Raw genomic sequence first — 15,108 nt, 5'->3', positions numbered from 1 at the left:
ATGCTTTCAAGAACTGCTTCGGACCTCTATTGGATGTCCCGCTACCTGGAGCGCGCCGAGAACCTGGCGCGCATGCTTGAAGTCAGCTATTCGCTGTCGCTGATGCCCCAGGCCGGGCGCAGCGATGGCCATGCGGAACTGGCGATGTCGCTGCTGGCGGCCGGTACGCTGGACGACTACAACGCCCGTTATGACGCGCTCAACACCGAGCGCATGCTGCATTTCTTCGCCTTGGACGAAACCAACCCCGGCAGTATCTACAGCTGCCTGCGAGCTGCGCGGACCAATGCCCATGCCGTGCGCGGGCGCATCACCGCCGACATGTGGGAAAACATCAACGCCACTTGGCTGGAGATGCGCAACATCGCCAGCAACGGCCTGGGGCGCTACGGCATCAGCCATTTCTGCGAGTGGGTCAAGGAGCGTTCGCACCTGTTTCGTGGCGCGACGTCGGGCACCATCATGCGCAACGATGCCTACTGCTTCATTCGCCTGGGGACCTTTATCGAACGGGCCGACAACACCCTGCGCCTACTGGATGCGCGCTATGAAATGTTCGGCGAGGAATCGGAGGAGGTCAGCGACAACTCGGCCCGTGGTTACTACCAGTGGAGTGCCTTGTTGCGCGCGTTGTCTTCGTTCGAGGCGTTCAACGAGATCTACCGCAATGCGCCCAATGCCGAGCAGGTTTCCGAGATGTTGCTGCTGCGCGCTGACGTCCCGCGCTCGCTGCATGCCTGCATCGAGGAGCTGGACCACATTCTCGCCAGCCTGCCGGGCAACAACGGCCGGCCAGCGCAACGCCTGGCCGCCGAACTGAATGCACGCCTGCGTTATTCGGGGATCGATGAGATCCTGGCGTCGGGCCTGCATCAATGGTTGACCGACTTGATCGGGCAGATCCGCCACTTGGGCCAGACCGTCCATGAGTCTTACCTGGAGGTCGTATGAAACTGTCCATACGCCACGACACGACCTACAGCTATGCCGATGAAGTCTGCACCAGCATCCAGTTCCTGCGCCTGACGCCCCGGGACACTCAGCGCCAGCGTATCCTGCAATGGCACCTGGAACTGCCGCGACTGGTCCGCAGCCAGCTTGATCCCTATGGCAACATCTTGCATGTGATGACCATGGACGAGCCCCATGGTGCCTTGATCCTGACAGCTTATGGCGAGGTGGAAATCCATCAGTCCATCGAGATGGAACCGGACAACCAGTCGCCGCTGCCTTTTCTGCGCACCAGTCGCCTGACCCAGGCGGATGAGACCCTCAGCGCCTTCGCCGTCGAGCAATGCGCCGGCCGGCGTGATCGTTCGGCCTTGACCGATCTGATGAACGGTTTGGCGGCGCGGATGCCCTACAGCCCCGGCACGACGGCGGTCAACAGCACGGCCGCCGAGGCGTTTGCCGGTGGGACGGGGGTTTGCCAGGACCATACCCACGCGTTCCTGGCCTGCGCTCGCAGCCTGGGCATTCCTGCGCGCTATGTTTCCGGGTATTTGTGCACCGAGGATGAAAGCCACCTGGCGAGCCACGCCTGGGCGGAGGCCTGGCTGGATGATGGCTGGTACAGCTTCGACGTGACCAACCGCCTGACCCTTCCAGACCGCCACCTGAAACTGGCAGTCGGCCTGGACTACCTCGACGCCTGCCCGGTACGCGGCATGCGCCGGGGGGGCGGGGCGGAACAGATGCAGGCGCGGGTGCAGGTGAGTTCAATGGTGCAGGTGCAGCACCAATAGCCCGCGGAACCTGGCGGCCTCATCGCGAGCAGGCTCGCTTCCACACTAGGAGATTGACGGTGGACGTCATTGTCGTGAACACCCGAGAATCTGTTGTGGGAGCGACCTGGTCGCGATAGGGCCGGTACTCATTGCCCCGTGGCGAGGGAGCTTGCTCCCGCTGGGCTGCGCAGCGGCCCCCAAGGGATTTTCCTGACACACCGCGTCGGCAGGTCCCGGGGCCGCGTCGCGCCCCAACGGGAGCAAGCTCCCTCGCCACAGGGTTCGGTGTCGCCCATCACTTGGTTGAACACTCCCACAAGATCCCACCCCTCCTTGCCCTCCAAAATGAAGCTTTCATGACAAAAGTTCGGTAGCACATCGCCATTCCCGTCATGCCTGTGTGACGTGTTCAAGGGGACCTTTCAGGTCGTTTTGGAGCCGGGGCGCGAAGCCGGGAGTGAGGCGATGGGGACTATGGAACGTTATTCGAAAGTGGGCATGCAGGAGCTTGACCAGCGGCTGTCGAAGATCGTCGAGGCGGCGCGCAAGCAGCCGGTCTCGGTGTATCGCTACGGCGCGCCGTGGGTCTGGATTGTTTCCCAGGATGACTGGCAGGTCGCGCTCAAGGAAGTGTCCAGCTACATTCCGCAAGGCCATTCACTGGTTTTGCTACGCCCGCAGATCGACGACCTGCTGGATGACCATCGCGATGTGTTGCAGGGGCTGAATGCCGGCGCCCAGATGCTGATCGCACCGCAAACCGCCATGCATATCCTCTTGCTACAACTGCTCTATTCAGTGCCCAGCGAGCAGCAACTCTACGAACAACTCAACTACAACCTGCTGTTTCGCTGGTTCGTCGGCCTGGACCTGAACCAGAAGGTCTGGAGCTTCAACGTCCTGAGCAAAGACCTCGCCACACTGCTGGGCGACGCGCGGGCAGTGCGGCTCATCCAGAAAATCATCGGTGAAGTGTTCTGTGGCGCCTTGCTGCAAATGCCGGAGTTCTCCTTGAACTTCGCGCTTTTGCACACCTGGCTGGCCCGGCACGCCACGACATCGACCGCAAGCAATTGAGCCGTACTTTGAATTCAGGGGGTGGTGTGGAGCATTTCTTCAAATCGCGGCCGGCGCTGTGGGGCTGGTTGCTGCTGGCGGTCGGGGGGCCGTCGGCAATCGCTGCAGAAGGAGGGCAGGAGGCCGAAGCGGCACCGACGCGCCTGGTGGACGTGAACGAGTATTTCGTGCGGGGCAACACCGTGCTCGATGCCCGGGCCATCGAGGAAGCGGTGTACCCGTTCCTCGGCCCGCAAAAGGCCTTGAGCGACATCGAAGGTGCCCGGGAGGCCTTGCAGAAGGCCTATCAGGCCCGGGGTTATCAATCGGTGTTCGTCGAACTGCCAGAGCAGAAAGTCGAAGACGGCATCGTCTACCTGCAAGTCAGCGAGACCAAGATTGGCCGGGTGCGGGTGGTGGGGGCCAAGCATTATTCCCCCGTCGAAATTCGTGATGACGTGCCAGCGCTCAAGGAAGGCGAGGTGCCCGATTTCGCCCAGGTCCAGGCAGAACTAGCGCTGCTTAACAAAACCCCGGGGCGCCAGGTCATGCCGCTGGTGCGCGAAGGCCAGCGCTCCGGCACCATGGACGTGGATTTGCAAGTCGAAGACCAGGACCCCTGGCAGGCCAGCCTGGGGGTGAACAACGACTACAGCGCCGACACCGAGAAGCTGCGCACCGTCGCCAGCCTGGGCTACAACAACCTCTGGCAACTGGGCCACAGCGTTTCGCTGACCTTCTTCACCGCGCCCCAGGACACCGAGAATGCCAAGGTCTGGTCGGGCTCCTACACCGCGCCGCTGAGCGAACGCTGGAGCGTGCAGTTCTCGGGTTACCAATCCGACAGTAACGTGGCAACGGTGGGCGGTAGCAATGTGTTGGGCAAAGGTCATTCCTATGGTGTCTCGGCGATCTACACCCTGCCGTCCAGCGGCACCTGGGCCAACACCTTTTCCGTCGGAGTCGATTTCAAGGATTTCGAGGAGGAGCTCAACCTCGGCGGCGCCAGCGACAAGGCACCGCTCAAGTACGCGCCATTCACCTTCGCCTACAACGGCTTTCGCTACACCGAAACCAGCCAGTTGGGCCTCGGCCTGAGCCTGGTGGCGGGTACCCGCAGTCTGCTGGGCTACGGCAGCTCCGACGAAGAATTCGACTACAAGCGCTATCGCGCCAGCCCCAGCTTCGCCGTACTCAAGGGCGACGGCAATTACACCTTCACCTTCGCCAATGATTGGCAGACCGCCTCCAAGGCCGCCTTCCAACTCGCCTCCGGGCCACTGGTTTCCAACGAACAATTCTCTGCCGGTGGCGCGACCTCGGTACGTGGCTACCTGGCCGCCGAGCGCACCGGTGATGACGGTTACCTGCTGTCCCAGGAGCTGCGCACACCGTCCCTCGCCAAATTCCTCGGCAGCTACGTCCAGGAGTGGCGTTTCTATGCCTTCGCCGAAGGCGCGCAGTTGTACCTGCGCGACGAACTGCCCGATCAGGAAGCCGACTACAGCCTCGCCAGCGTCGGCCTCGGCACCCGCGCGAGCCTGAGCAAATGGCTGTCCGGCAGCCTCGATTGGGGCTATCCGCTGCTCGAAGGGCCGAACACCTCGAAACAGGAATCGCGCCTGCACTTCAACCTGCAAGCGACGTTTTGAACCCAGGAGTCATGTCCATGCAACGCTTACTGTTATCCCTGTTTATCTGCCTGGGGCTGGTGCTTCCGGCGACCGCCAATGCCTGGTGGCAGGACGATTGGCACTATCGCAAACAGATTTCGGTGGACACCACCCCCCAGGGCGCCGCCATCGCCCAGGCTTTGGGACGCACGGCGTTGCTGGTGCGCCTGCACACCGGCAACTTCACCTTCGACGGGGTCAAGGAAGACGGCTCGGACCTGCGCTTCGTCAGTGCCGACGACAAGACCGTGCTCAATCACCAGATCGAAAGCTTCGACCCGCTGATGGGCATGGCGCTGATCTGGGTCGATGTGCCCAATGTGGAGGGCGGTCAGCGTCAGGACATGTGGATGTATTACGGCAACCAGAAGGCGCCGGCCACAGGCAGCGGCCAGTTGACCTTCGACCCGGACTACACCGCGTTGTATCACTTTGAAGGCGCCACCGGTGTACCGCCCCGGGATACCACGGCCTACGGCAACAATGCCCAGGGCGCAGCCGGTGTCAGCATCGACGGCGTGATCGGGCGTGCCTTGCAGTTCAACGGCCAGCCGCTACTGTTGCCCGCCAGCCCTTCGTTGCAACACAGTGCCGGTGCGGCGTTCACCTTCAGTACCTGGCTGCGTCAGGACCAGGCCAGTGGCGAACAGATCATCCTGGCCCGTCGCGAAGCCACCACCAGCCTGTTGATTGGCGTGAACCAGGGTGTGCCGTTCGTTGCGATCAATGACCAGCGTGCGGTCTCGACCCAGCCGCTGAATCCTGGCCAGTGGCAGCACCTGGCGTTGACCGCCTCGGGCGACCGGGTCGTGCTCTACGTCAACGGGCGTGAAACCGCGAGCCTGGCGGTGGCGATGCCCGCGTTCAACTCGCCGATGGCCTTGGGCGCAGACGTGTCCGCCGGTGCCTTCGCGCCATTTGGTGGGGCCATGGACGAAGCGCGCCTGTCCAAGGTCGCCCGCCCGGCGCCACTGTTGTTGGCTGACGCCAATGCCCAGGGCGCCGAATCGAAACTGGTGGCCTACGGCGTCGATGAAGAGCAGTCCGGCTTCGGTTTCGGCAGCCTGGGTTTCCTGCTCAACGCCGTGCCGATGGACGCCTGGGTGATCATCGGGGTGCTGGTGCTGATGATGTTCCAGTCGTGGATCATCATGATCCGCAAGAACCGCATGGTCAGCCGTCTCAGCGCGGCCAACGAAGCCTTCCGTGAACAATTCGCCAGGATCGGCACGCGCCTGGAAATGTTCGCCGACGACCAGGACCTCGCCCAGCGCCTGCAACATTCATCGCTGTGGCGCTTATACCTGGTGGCCGTCAAGGAAATCCGCACCCGTCGCGAGCAAGGCGCCGACACTTCGTCGGTGTCGGCGGCCACCATCGAAGCGATCCGCTGTTCCATGGACGGCGTGCGTACCCGGGAAAACCAGCAGCTCAGCTCGAAGCTCTCGACCCTGTCCAACGCCATTGCCGGCGGCCCGTACATCGGCCTGCTTGGCACCGTGCTGGGGATTATGGTGGTGTTCCTCGGCACGGCCATGGCCGGTGACGTGAACATCAACGCCATTGCCCCGGGCATGGCCGCGGCATTGCTCGCCACTGCGATGGGGCTGTTCGTCGCGATCCCTGCACTGTTTGGCTACAACCGCCTGATCACCCGTAACAAGGAAGTCAGCGCCGACATGCGCGTGTTCGTCGACGAGTTCATCACGCGCCTGGCGGAGATGCACGGCGAAGGCCAGTCCGGTGAAGCGGCGCATCGGCGCAATCATCACGCCCCATCGTCCGTTCCGGCCTGAGGAAATCGCCATGGCTAGCGTAAACGCCTCACATGATGACGACGATGATGCCGCAGTCGACAGCATCAACATCACACCGCTGGTGGATGTGCTCATGGTGGTGCTGGTGATGTTCATCCTCACCGCCACGGCTCAGGTGTCGGGTATCCAGATCAACCTGCCCAAGGCCAGTGCCTCGGTGTCGTTGTCCGAAGCCAAGACCAAGGCGATTTCGGTGAACGACGGCGGGCAGGTTTTCCTCGATGCCTATCCGGTGACCCTGGTCGAGTTGGAAGAGCGCCTGCGCATCGAAAAGGCCCAGAGCCCGGACTTCCCGGTGATCGTGCGCGGCGACGCGACGGTGCAGTACCAGAAAGTCATTGAAGTGCTAGACCTCTTGCGGCGCCTGGAACTGTCCCAGGTCGGTCTGGTGACCGGCAAACCGAGCCGGGGCTGATCATGACCGCCAGACTTCCCATCGATCCGCCCCCGGTGAAGACTTCGCCGCTGCGCCTGCTCAAGTGGGCCGCCGGCCTGCTGCTGGGCGCCGTCGCGGCCTGGCTGCTGTGGCAGTGGGCCAACGACATGAGTGGCGTGCGCCGTGAAGCACCGAAGGTGCCGACCATCATCCCGTTGCCGCCTCCGCCCCCACCACCGCCGGAGAAACCCAAGGAGCCGGAGCCTCAGGTCGAGGAGAAGGTGGTCGAGCCAGAACCGACCCCGGAGCCCGAAGAGGTCAAGCCCGAGGAAGAGGCACCGCCGTCGCCAGTCGATGACCTGGCGAATCCGATGCAGATGGACGGCGATGCCCAGTCCGGCAATGACGCCTTCAACATCGGTGCCGGCAAGGGCGGTGGCATGGCCGGGGCAGGGGGCGGACGCCTCGGCAATGGCACTTACAGCCAGTTCCTGGCGTTCACCTTCCAGCGCTTGCTGCGGGAAAACCCTGACCTGCGCAGCCTGGCGTTCTCGCTGCAGGCCGATGTCTGGCTCAGTGCCGTGGGCGAAATCACCCGGGTCGAGCTGGTCAAGTCCAGCGGCAACCCGCAGGTGGACGAACAAGTGATTTCCGCCCTGCGTGCCGCACCCCATTTGAGTGAACGGCCACCGGCCTCCCTGACTTTACCCGTGCGCCTGTCCTTGCAGGGACGGCGGCCGGGTTAACCGACTATTTGAAAGTTTGCCAACAGGAGTTGTGTGCAGATGATTTCCAATGTGAATCGATTGTCGTGGGCAGTCGGCCTGATCGTTCTGGGCCTGTCCGGGCACTCGTTGGCCGCCCCGGCGCCTTCGGAAAACGCCACGATCAATCTGATCCGCCTGCTGGTGCAGCAGGGCGTATTGAAGCAGGAGCAGGCCGACGGCCTGATTGCCCAGGCCGAACGGGAAGCCGTGCAGGCCCGCCAGGCGGCCACGGCGGTTGCCGCAGCGCCGGCCGGTGCGCCGGGGGACGTGCGGGTGCAATACGTGCCGAACATCGTGCGTGAGCAGATCCGCGACCAGGTCAAGGCTGAAGTCATGGCCACCGCCAAGCAGGAAAACTGGGCCCAACCCAATACTTTCCCGGACTGGGTTTCGCGCATCAGTTTTGACGGCGACATTCGCCTGCGGGATGAGTCGCGCTATTACTCGGGCACCAACAGCAACGAAATCGTCGACTTCGCCCGGCTCAATGACAAGGGGCCCTACGACGTCAACCCCAACAGCAGCTCCAGCCTGCCGCCGTTGCTCAATACCCGTGAAGACCGCGAGAACCTGTTCCGCCTGCGCGCACGCCTGGGCATGAAGGCCGTGATTGCCCCGCAATGGACGGCGGGTATCCGCATCGGCACCGGCTCGGACAACAACCCGGTGTCCACCACTCAGACCCTCGGTGGTGGCTTTGGCAAGAAAGACATCTGGCTCGACCAGGGCTACCTGACCTGGAAGCCTTCGGACGAATTGACCCTCACCGGCGGGCGTTTCGCCAACCCGTTCTTCTCCACCGACCTGTTGTATTCCGGTGACCTGAACTTCGACGGTGTGGCGGCGAACTTCAACCACAAGCTCAATCAGGATTGGGGCGTGTTCGGTACTGTTGGCGCGTTCCCGGTGGAGTACACCAACGACACCAGCACCAGCAATGGCAGCGACAAGGAAGAGAGCGACAACAAGTGGCTGTACGGCGCGCAACTGGGGGCCAACTGGGCCATCAACGACAGTAACCGGATCAAGGGGGCCATGGCCTATTACCGCTTCGACGACATCGAAGGCCAGCGCTCTTCGCCGTGCCAGCCTTGGGTCGGTGATCCAGGCTGCGACAGCGACGGTTCACGCGTTGCGTTCATGCAAAAGGGCAACACCGTGTTCCTGTTGCGCGACATCACGCCCAATCCCCTCAACCCGTCCACCACGCCACAGCCGCAATACGTCGGCCTGGCCTCGGAATTCAACCTGCTGGACCTGAATCTGGCCTTGGACACCGATCTTCCCGAAGACCTGAAACTGCGCAGCCAGGCCCACTACGTCCACAACTTGGGCTACGACGAAGGCGAGATGCGCAAGCGCTCCGCGGGGCAGTTCGCCAACAACCTGGACAGCAATGGCGAGGTGGAAAGCGGCGCCAACGCCTGGATGCTCCAGTTCACCCTTGGCAACTCGCTGGAGCTCAAGCGCGAGGGCGACTGGAACCTGTTCGCCGGCTACAAGTACATCCAGCCCGATGCCTTGCCGGACGGCTTCAACGATTCGTCATTCCATCTGGGGGGCACCAACGCCAAGGGTTATTTCCTGGGTGGCAACTATGGCCTGGCGAGCAACGTCTTCGCCACCGGTCGCTGGTTGAGTTCCGAAGCGGTGTACGGCGCGCCGTACGACATCGATGTCTTGCAGCTTGAAATCAACACGCGCTTCTAAGCGCAGGGAGGCCTCATGAAAAGGCGAGCCAAATACCCATGCCCGGCCGCGTTATTGGTGCTGGGCCTGCTGCTCAGTGGCGTGGCTCATGGCGAAGGCCTGGAAGAGCGGCTGCGGGCACAACTGCGCAGCACCACCGCCCAGTTGCAGGCCCTGCAAAGCGAGCAGGCCCAGGCCAGCGCCGCTCGCCAGGCTGCCGAGAGCCAGGCCAGAGAAGCCCAGGCGCAGATCAAGCAATTGACCGCACAACTGACCAAGGCCCAGGGCCTGAATGAGCAACTGGCTGGGCATCAGCAAAACCTGCAAAGCCAGGCCCAGGCCCAGGTGGCGGCCAGCAACGAGCAAATGGGCAAGTTCAAGAAAGCCTACGACGAGCTGCTGGTCCTGGCTCGCGGCAAAGAGACCGAGCGCGCTCGCCTGGAGGCGCAATTGACCGAGCGTGACACACAAGTGCAGCAATGTTCGGTCAAGAATCAGCAAATGTACGAAGTCGCCAAGGCGCTGCTGCATGCCTACGAAACCATTGATGTGACCGACATCGTGAAGATCCGCCAGCCGTTCGCGGCCAAGGCCCGGGTACGTTTCGAAGAGCTGGCCCAGGGGTTCGGCGATGATCTCTACAAGAACCGTTTCGATGCCCCCCAGGCCTCGATCACTCACTGAACAGAACAAGGAAGAAGCGAACATGACCTCAATGATTGAATACGTTGGTGCAAAATCCCTGACCGAGTGGTTGCAGGCCGCGGGCTATCGGGTCAATGAAACCGAGCAGAACGGTATCGTGCAGCTGCTCAGTGCCAGCCAGGGCATCGGCTTCGCGGTGCGTTTGGGTAATCCTGCGCCAACAGCGGGCCAGTACCTGGACTTCACGTTCAGTTGTGCCTTGCGGGTACAGGGCGAGTTGCCAGTGGGGTTGGTAGCGTTGTGGAACGCCTCGCGCCGCTTTGCCCGGTTGTCGCTGCAAGGCGAATTCCTGGTGATGGAAATGGACGTCGTGGTTGCGGCGGGCGTGAGTGCCGATCATCTGCGCAGCCACCTGGAGCTGTGGGACCGCCTGTTGCAGGAGTTCATTGTCTACCTGCGTGAGTACAGCCAGAACGCGGCGCACCTGCAAACCCCGGCCGAGCCCGTCGAAGCGCCATCGGAGGAGGCCGTCGCATCGTGAAAAAGCCGACCTTCGTCATCAGCGCCGCCGCACTGGGGCTGATTGCCGTGGCGCTGGTGCTGGGCCTGCGGCCGGGCAGCGATCCGGTCGCCGCGGTACAGACCGCCAGCGTTGTTTCGGCCGACACGCCGAGTTTGGCCCGACTGGGCAACCAGCAGGTCAGCCCCGAAGAGCTCAAGACCTTGCTGGCCGCACTGGCCCCGGAGGTTCGCCAGCAAATGCGTGGCAATCGCGCTGCACTGGAAGGCTGGATCCGTGCGCGCCTGGCGGAAAAGGCCGTGTTGGAGCAAGCCGACGCCCAGGGTTGGCGCGAGCGGCCCGAGGTGCAGCGGCAGACGCGAGCGGCGGCTGAGCAGATTGTGTTTCGCGACTACATGCAGTCGGTCAGTCAGGTGCCGGCCGGGTATCCCAGTGACGAAGAACTGAAGCAGGCTTACGACGCCGGGAAAGCCAACTGGACCGCACCGGCGTTGTACCGCGTCAGCCAGATTTTCCTGGCAGCCACCGAGCCGCAAACCGTAGAGGCGGTGCGCCGGCAAGCGTCGGAACTGAGTAAAAAGGCCCAGGCGTCACCTGTCGAGTTTGCCGCCCTGGCCAGCCGTTTCTCCCAGGACCGCACCAGTGCCGAACGCGGCGGTGACAGCGGTTACCAGCCGTTGCAGCAACTGGTCCCGCCGGTGCGTGAGGCGGTGGCACGCTTGAAGGTCGGCGCGGTATCGGACCCGGTGCAGAGCCCGGCAGGGTTCCATGTCATCAAGCTCACCGATCAACAGCCGGCCCGGGAAGCGACCCTGGACGAAGTCCGCGAACGCCTGACCCAGGCCCTGCGCGCCCAGCGCCAGGAACAGATCGCCAAGGCCTACCTGGACGGCATGCTCGACACGGCCACATTGAGCATCGATGGCGCGCAGTTGAGCAAGGTGCTGGAGGAGGGGCTTTAGACCGTTCACACCAGACCTGTGGCGAGGGAGCTTGCTCCCGCTGGGTTGCGCAGCAGCCCCCTCACGAACTGACCGCAGTCCTTCAGTGAGAGCCCGGCAGAGCTTTTTGGGGTTGCTGCGCAACCCAGCGGGAGCAAGCTCCCTCGCCACAGGGTGTTTGTGCTGAAGACTCGCGCAGCACCACGTATTCGTACAACCGACAGGGAGTCACCCATGACCTTCACCGAGCCCGCAGGACGCCAGGCTGTCACCGCATACCGCACGCCGTTGCGTGTCCCCGATCCCTGGCTGACATTGGCCGGCGGTATTGAACCGCAGGTGGCGCAGTGTTTCCTGGTCAGTGCCCGTTGCGGCTGCTTCATGCAAGCGGCCCGTAGCCTCAACGTCAAGGCAACCTTTCTGCGCAAGCAGTTGGCGCAGTTGGAGACGCGGCTGCAACGCTCGTTGTTCAGCTTCCAGGGCAGCGCCTTGACCCTCACTCGCGAAGGCCGGCAGTTGCAGGCGCGATTGATTACTCTGGCCCACGAAAGCGCGCCGCCGTTGAACGAACAACCCATGATTCGCCTCGCCGTGGCCGAGTCGATTCTGCATGACATCCTGGGACGCGACTTGATCTCGTTGCTACGGCGCAATGCCCGCGTGCGACTGCAGATCATTACCCTGGACAGTGACCTGGCGCTGCAAGCCGTCAGCGCCGACCTGGTGCTGTGGTTGAGCGATGCCCACACGTTGGGGCCGGGGCCGAGTTTCGCCACGTTGCCTGCGGATCGCCTGGCGCGGCTGGACTATGTGCCGCACATTGCCAAGCGTTACTCCCGCTCGGCCACGCGCCCGGACTGCCTGGACGACCTGAACGATTACATGCTGGTGCAATGGCAGGCGGACCGACACGTGGACGGCTTCGCCCCGTGGAACGCCCTGATAGAACAACGCCGGGCCGGTGTGGTGCAGGTGCAATCCTACGAACTGATGCTGGAAATGATTCGCTGCAGCGCCTGCATCGGCCTGTTGCCGCAGTACATGAGCCGTTTCGACCGAGGCCTGGTGGCGTTGCCGCAAGTGTTCGGCTTGTCGATGCAGCGGCACTTGTGGATGGCCGTCAGTGTCCAGGCCGAAGGCTCGCCAGAGGTGCAGATGCTTCGTGAGCTGATCCATCACACGCTGGATGAGCGCCGGGATTGGTTCCAGGCATAATCGAAAAAAGGTGTCTCGCCCTTGTGGGCGCGAGCTTGCTCGCGATAGCGGCGTCCAACTGAACCACCGCTCCCACAGGTTCCCCGTAGTGCCTGGTGCGGCTTATAGTGATCGGCCTTGTACCGTCTCCAGGGAGGAGCCGCATGTCCGAATCATCGATCACCCTCGTACGCTTCACTGAAACCCACATCGCCGGTGTCACCGCGCTCTACAACGATCCGGCGGTGACTCGCCAGGTGCTGCAGATGCCTTTCCAGTCCACCGAAGTCTGGCGCAAGCGCCTGGCAATGGACGACGAGCGTTTATTGAAACTGGTGGCCCTGCACGAGGGTGAAGTCATCGGCAACCTGGGGCTGGAGCAGTTTTCCCGCGTGCGTCGTGCCCATTGCGGCAGCCTCGGCATGGGCGTGGCGGTCGCCTGGCAGGGCAAGGGTGTGGGCTCGATGTTGCTGGCCGCCGCGTTGGATGTCGCGGACAACTGGATGAACCTGCGGCGGGTCGAGTTGACGGTGTACGCCGACAACGAAGCGGCCATCGGGCTGTACCGCAAGTTTGGCTTCGAAACCGAAGGCCTGATGCGCGACTACGCCGTGCGTGACGGACGCTGGGTGGACACCCTGGCCATGGCACGGTTGCGCTGAAAGGCCCAGCTCGCAGGCAAAGAGGGCTTTTACGTACGCCAACGTCTTGAACCTGTCATCATCGCTCTTCGCAGTACTCCCTTAATCGAGGACCGGCCCATGGACGATGTACAGCAATTGGGCGAGATGCTTCGTCACTACGCCGACAGCGAAGCGCACAAGAAACAATTGCACCAGGCCCAGTCGACGGTTTGGGCAGAGCAGATCAAGGCGTTGTATGGGCAAATCGAGCAATGGCTGGCGCCTGTCATGGCGCTCGGTCTGCTGGAACTGAGCCGTGAGACGTATGTGGCGCACGGGCCGAGTGAGCCGGTAGAGACGTCCGGTTTCAAGACTGAAAAACTGACCTTGACCATTACCGGTAGGCCGGTGGAATTCGTACCGGAGGTGATGGGCGTAGGTGGGTTGATTTCATTGTCGATCATTGGCCTGGCCGCGACCCGTCACGGCAGTATTTCCCTGGTTTGCCAACCTCCATCGGTGCAATGGCAATGGCGCCGGACCAACGGGTTGAAGGACCCCGACACGTTTGCCTTCGATGCCAACTTCCTCGCACAACAGTTGCAGAGCCTGATACCGCGCGAGCGCGGCTGAATCACGCATTCTTTTCAGAGCAGGCAAAAACCTGTCCATTGGCTATACCTGTAGTTCCGGCCCCGCCTCGTGTGGCTTACAGGAGTGACAGCATGAAGTTTTCGTCGATGATCGGCACTGTTTGCATTGCCTCGCTCGCCTTGGCGGGTTGCTCCAGCAAAGTCACACAGCCGGATGAGTACTCCGGGTTCCTGGGGGATTACAGTCGGCTCAAGGAAGAAAAGTCGCCGTCGGGGGCCGAGGTGATGCGTTGGGTCGATCCGAAGATCGACCCAGGCAAGTACACCAGTCTCTATATCGAGCCGACACAGCTTTACCCCAAGCCGCAGCCGACCGAGAAGATCCCTCAGGCGACGCTGTCGGGTATCACCGCTTATTACGATCAGGCCCTCAAGCGGGAAGCAGGAAAATCCTTGCCCCTGGCGACAGCGCCTGGGCCGGGTGTATTGGTGATGCGGGCGGCCATCACGGCTGTCGGCAGCAAGACCGAAGGCTTGAAACCGTATGAGGTGATCCCGATTGCGCTGGTGGCGGCCGCTGTGAGCACGGCAAGCGGCATTCGCGACCAGGAAACCACCCTGGGCACCGAAGCGGTTTTTCTCGACGGTGGCAACAACGCGGTGGTCGCCCAGGTGGTGCGCAAAGGCACGGGCAAGCCGTTGTCCAACGAGTCCCAGGTGATGAAGCCCGATGACGTCAAAGGGGTCATCGATGGCTGGGCGTCGGATTTGCATCAGTCGTTTCTGAAATTCAAGGCTGAATAGCCACCGCCGCAACCTCACGCGCCGGCGTCCAAACCACGACTTTTTATGTCCAACCATAGGTCGCGCAAGCATTTCGTGGTTAACTCCGGCCTTCACCTTTTTCAAACCTGTCAGAAGGAATCCGTTCATGGCTCAAGTCACCCTCAAAGGCAACCCGGTCCAAGTCAACGGCCAGTTGCCACAAGCCGGTAGCAAGGCGCCAGCCTTTTCCCTGGTTGCCGGCAATCTGTCGGACGTTTCCCTGAAGGACTTCGCCGGCAAGCGTAAAGTGCTGAACATTTTCCCAAGTGTCGACACGCCGACCTGCGCCACCTCCGTGCGCAAGTTCAATGCCCAGGCCAACGGCCTGACCAACACTGTGGTGCTCTGCATCTCCGCCGATCTGCCGTTCGCCCAGGCGCGTTTCTGCGGCGCCGAAGGCCTGGAAAATGTCCAGAACCTGTCGACCCTGCGCGGTACCGAGTTCATCCAGGACTACGGCGTGGCGATCGCCGATGGCCCACTGAAAGGCCTGACCGCCCGTGCCGTGGTGGTGCTGGACGAAAACGACACCGTGCTGCACAGCGAGCTGGTCAAGGAAATCGGTGAAGAGCCGAACTACGACGCTGCGCTGGCCGTTCTGAAATAAGGTATTTATTACAATTGTTAACGGCCTGGCCCTGTCCAGGCCGTTTTCTTTTGTG

At 62.4% G+C, this 15,108-nt stretch carries 16 protein-coding genes; all 16 read left to right on the top strand.

Annotation, left to right across the window (positions count from 1 at the left end):
* The 16 genes from TK06_RS06555 (at position 1) to tpx (ending at position 15,053) form a co-directional block, all read left to right on the top strand.
* Positions 1-951 carry an alpha-E domain-containing protein gene (locus TK06_RS06555; RefSeq protein WP_003201699.1) on the top strand — a complete coding sequence of 317 codons (951 nt, stop codon included), beginning with the start codon at positions 1-3 and terminating at the stop codon, positions 949-951.
* Positions 948-1,745: a transglutaminase family protein gene (locus tag TK06_RS06550; RefSeq protein ID WP_063321362.1), complete on the top strand. Its 798-nt coding sequence runs from the start codon at positions 948-950 to the stop codon at positions 1,743-1,745. The genes TK06_RS06555 and TK06_RS06550 overlap by 4 nt, the downstream gene beginning before the upstream one ends.
* 456 nt (positions 1,746-2,201) lie before the next feature.
* Complete coding sequence (locus TK06_RS33370) at positions 2,202-2,804, top strand: transposase (protein WP_063321361.1); 603 nt, start codon at positions 2,202-2,204, stop codon at positions 2,802-2,804.
* Positions 2,805-2,872: 68 nt separating this feature from the next.
* Positions 2,873-4,435, top strand: a complete 1,563-nt coding sequence (locus tag TK06_RS06540) for a ShlB/FhaC/HecB family hemolysin secretion/activation protein (protein ID WP_409077377.1) — start codon at positions 2,873-2,875, stop codon at positions 4,433-4,435.
* Between the two features lie 17 nt (positions 4,436-4,452).
* Positions 4,453-6,252, top strand: coding sequence for a DUF2341 domain-containing protein (locus TK06_RS06535; RefSeq protein ID WP_063321359.1), 1,800 nt, complete (start codon positions 4,453-4,455; stop codon positions 6,250-6,252).
* A gap of 10 nt (positions 6,253-6,262) precedes the next feature.
* On the top strand, positions 6,263-6,688 hold the full coding sequence (locus TK06_RS06530) for an ExbD/TolR family protein (protein WP_063321358.1): 426 nt from the start codon (positions 6,263-6,265) through the stop codon (positions 6,686-6,688).
* Positions 6,689-6,690: 2 nt separating this feature from the next.
* Positions 6,691-7,395, top strand: a complete 705-nt coding sequence (locus tag TK06_RS06525) for an energy transducer TonB family protein (RefSeq protein WP_063321357.1) — start codon at positions 6,691-6,693, stop codon at positions 7,393-7,395.
* Between the two features lie 39 nt (positions 7,396-7,434).
* Positions 7,435-9,126, top strand: coding sequence for a putative porin (locus TK06_RS06520; protein WP_063321356.1), 1,692 nt, complete (start codon positions 7,435-7,437; stop codon positions 9,124-9,126).
* 15 nt (positions 9,127-9,141) lie between these two features.
* Positions 9,142-9,789: a hypothetical protein gene (locus tag TK06_RS06515; protein ID WP_063321355.1), complete on the top strand. Its 648-nt coding sequence runs from the start codon at positions 9,142-9,144 to the stop codon at positions 9,787-9,789.
* A 22-nt stretch (positions 9,790-9,811) separates the two neighbouring features.
* Positions 9,812-10,291: a YbjN domain-containing protein gene (locus TK06_RS06510; protein WP_063321354.1), complete on the top strand. Its 480-nt coding sequence runs from the start codon at positions 9,812-9,814 to the stop codon at positions 10,289-10,291.
* Positions 10,288-11,232, top strand: a complete 945-nt coding sequence (locus tag TK06_RS06505) for a peptidylprolyl isomerase (RefSeq protein ID WP_063321353.1) — start codon at positions 10,288-10,290, stop codon at positions 11,230-11,232. Before TK06_RS06510 ends, TK06_RS06505 begins: the two co-directional genes overlap by 4 nt.
* A 213-nt stretch (positions 11,233-11,445) precedes the next feature.
* Complete coding sequence (locus TK06_RS06500) at positions 11,446-12,426, top strand: LysR family transcriptional regulator (RefSeq protein WP_063321352.1); 981 nt, start codon at positions 11,446-11,448, stop codon at positions 12,424-12,426.
* A 143-nt stretch (positions 12,427-12,569) separates the two neighbouring features.
* The gene (locus TK06_RS06495; protein WP_063321351.1) at positions 12,570-13,067 is read left to right on the top strand and encodes a GNAT family N-acetyltransferase; all 498 of its coding nucleotides are present in this window, start codon (positions 12,570-12,572) and stop codon (positions 13,065-13,067) included.
* A gap of 99 nt (positions 13,068-13,166) precedes the next feature.
* Positions 13,167-13,661, top strand: coding sequence for a hypothetical protein (locus tag TK06_RS06490; protein ID WP_063321350.1), 495 nt, complete (start codon positions 13,167-13,169; stop codon positions 13,659-13,661).
* 92 nt (positions 13,662-13,753) lie between these two features.
* Positions 13,754-14,425 carry a DUF3313 domain-containing protein gene (locus TK06_RS06485; RefSeq protein ID WP_063321349.1) on the top strand — a complete coding sequence of 224 codons (672 nt, stop codon included), beginning with the start codon at positions 13,754-13,756 and terminating at the stop codon, positions 14,423-14,425.
* Between the two features lie 127 nt (positions 14,426-14,552).
* Positions 14,553-15,053, top strand: a complete 501-nt coding sequence (tpx, locus tag TK06_RS06480; protein ID WP_063321348.1) for a thiol peroxidase — start codon at positions 14,553-14,555, stop codon at positions 15,051-15,053.
* The last annotated feature ends 55 nt before the right edge of the window (positions 15,054-15,108 follow it).

The sequence above is a fragment of the Pseudomonas fluorescens genome, from assembly GCF_001623525.1.
Taxonomy (GTDB): Bacteria; Pseudomonadota; Gammaproteobacteria; order Pseudomonadales; family Pseudomonadaceae; genus Aquipseudomonas; species Aquipseudomonas fluorescens_Q.
This window is presented reverse-complemented; position numbering and strand designations above follow the sequence as displayed.

Bases quoted from the DNA above. Each gene is read 5' to 3' on its own strand.
- TK06_RS06555 (WP_003201699.1), top strand. From the start codon at position 1: ATGCTTTCAAGAACTGCTTCGGACCTCTATTGGATGTCCCGCTACCTG.
- TK06_RS06550 (WP_063321362.1), top strand. From the start codon at position 948: ATGAAACTGTCCATACGCCACGACACGACCTACAGCTATGCCGATGAA.
- TK06_RS33370 (WP_063321361.1), top strand. From the start codon at position 2,202: ATGGAACGTTATTCGAAAGTGGGCATGCAGGAGCTTGACCAGCGGCTG.
- TK06_RS06535 (WP_063321359.1), top strand. From the start codon at position 4,453: ATGCAACGCTTACTGTTATCCCTGTTTATCTGCCTGGGGCTGGTGCTT.
- TK06_RS06530 (WP_063321358.1), top strand. From the start codon at position 6,263: ATGGCTAGCGTAAACGCCTCACATGATGACGACGATGATGCCGCAGTC.
- TK06_RS06525 (WP_063321357.1), top strand. From the start codon at position 6,691: ATGACCGCCAGACTTCCCATCGATCCGCCCCCGGTGAAGACTTCGCCG.
- TK06_RS06520 (WP_063321356.1), top strand. From the start codon at position 7,435: ATGATTTCCAATGTGAATCGATTGTCGTGGGCAGTCGGCCTGATCGTT.
- TK06_RS06515 (WP_063321355.1), top strand. From the start codon at position 9,142: ATGAAAAGGCGAGCCAAATACCCATGCCCGGCCGCGTTATTGGTGCTG.
- TK06_RS06510 (WP_063321354.1), top strand. From the start codon at position 9,812: ATGACCTCAATGATTGAATACGTTGGTGCAAAATCCCTGACCGAGTGG.
- TK06_RS06500 (WP_063321352.1), top strand. From the start codon at position 11,446: ATGACCTTCACCGAGCCCGCAGGACGCCAGGCTGTCACCGCATACCGC.
- TK06_RS06495 (WP_063321351.1), top strand. From the start codon at position 12,570: ATGTCCGAATCATCGATCACCCTCGTACGCTTCACTGAAACCCACATC.
- TK06_RS06490 (WP_063321350.1), top strand. From the start codon at position 13,167: ATGGACGATGTACAGCAATTGGGCGAGATGCTTCGTCACTACGCCGAC.
- TK06_RS06485 (WP_063321349.1), top strand. From the start codon at position 13,754: ATGAAGTTTTCGTCGATGATCGGCACTGTTTGCATTGCCTCGCTCGCC.
- tpx (WP_063321348.1), top strand. From the start codon at position 14,553: ATGGCTCAAGTCACCCTCAAAGGCAACCCGGTCCAAGTCAACGGCCAG.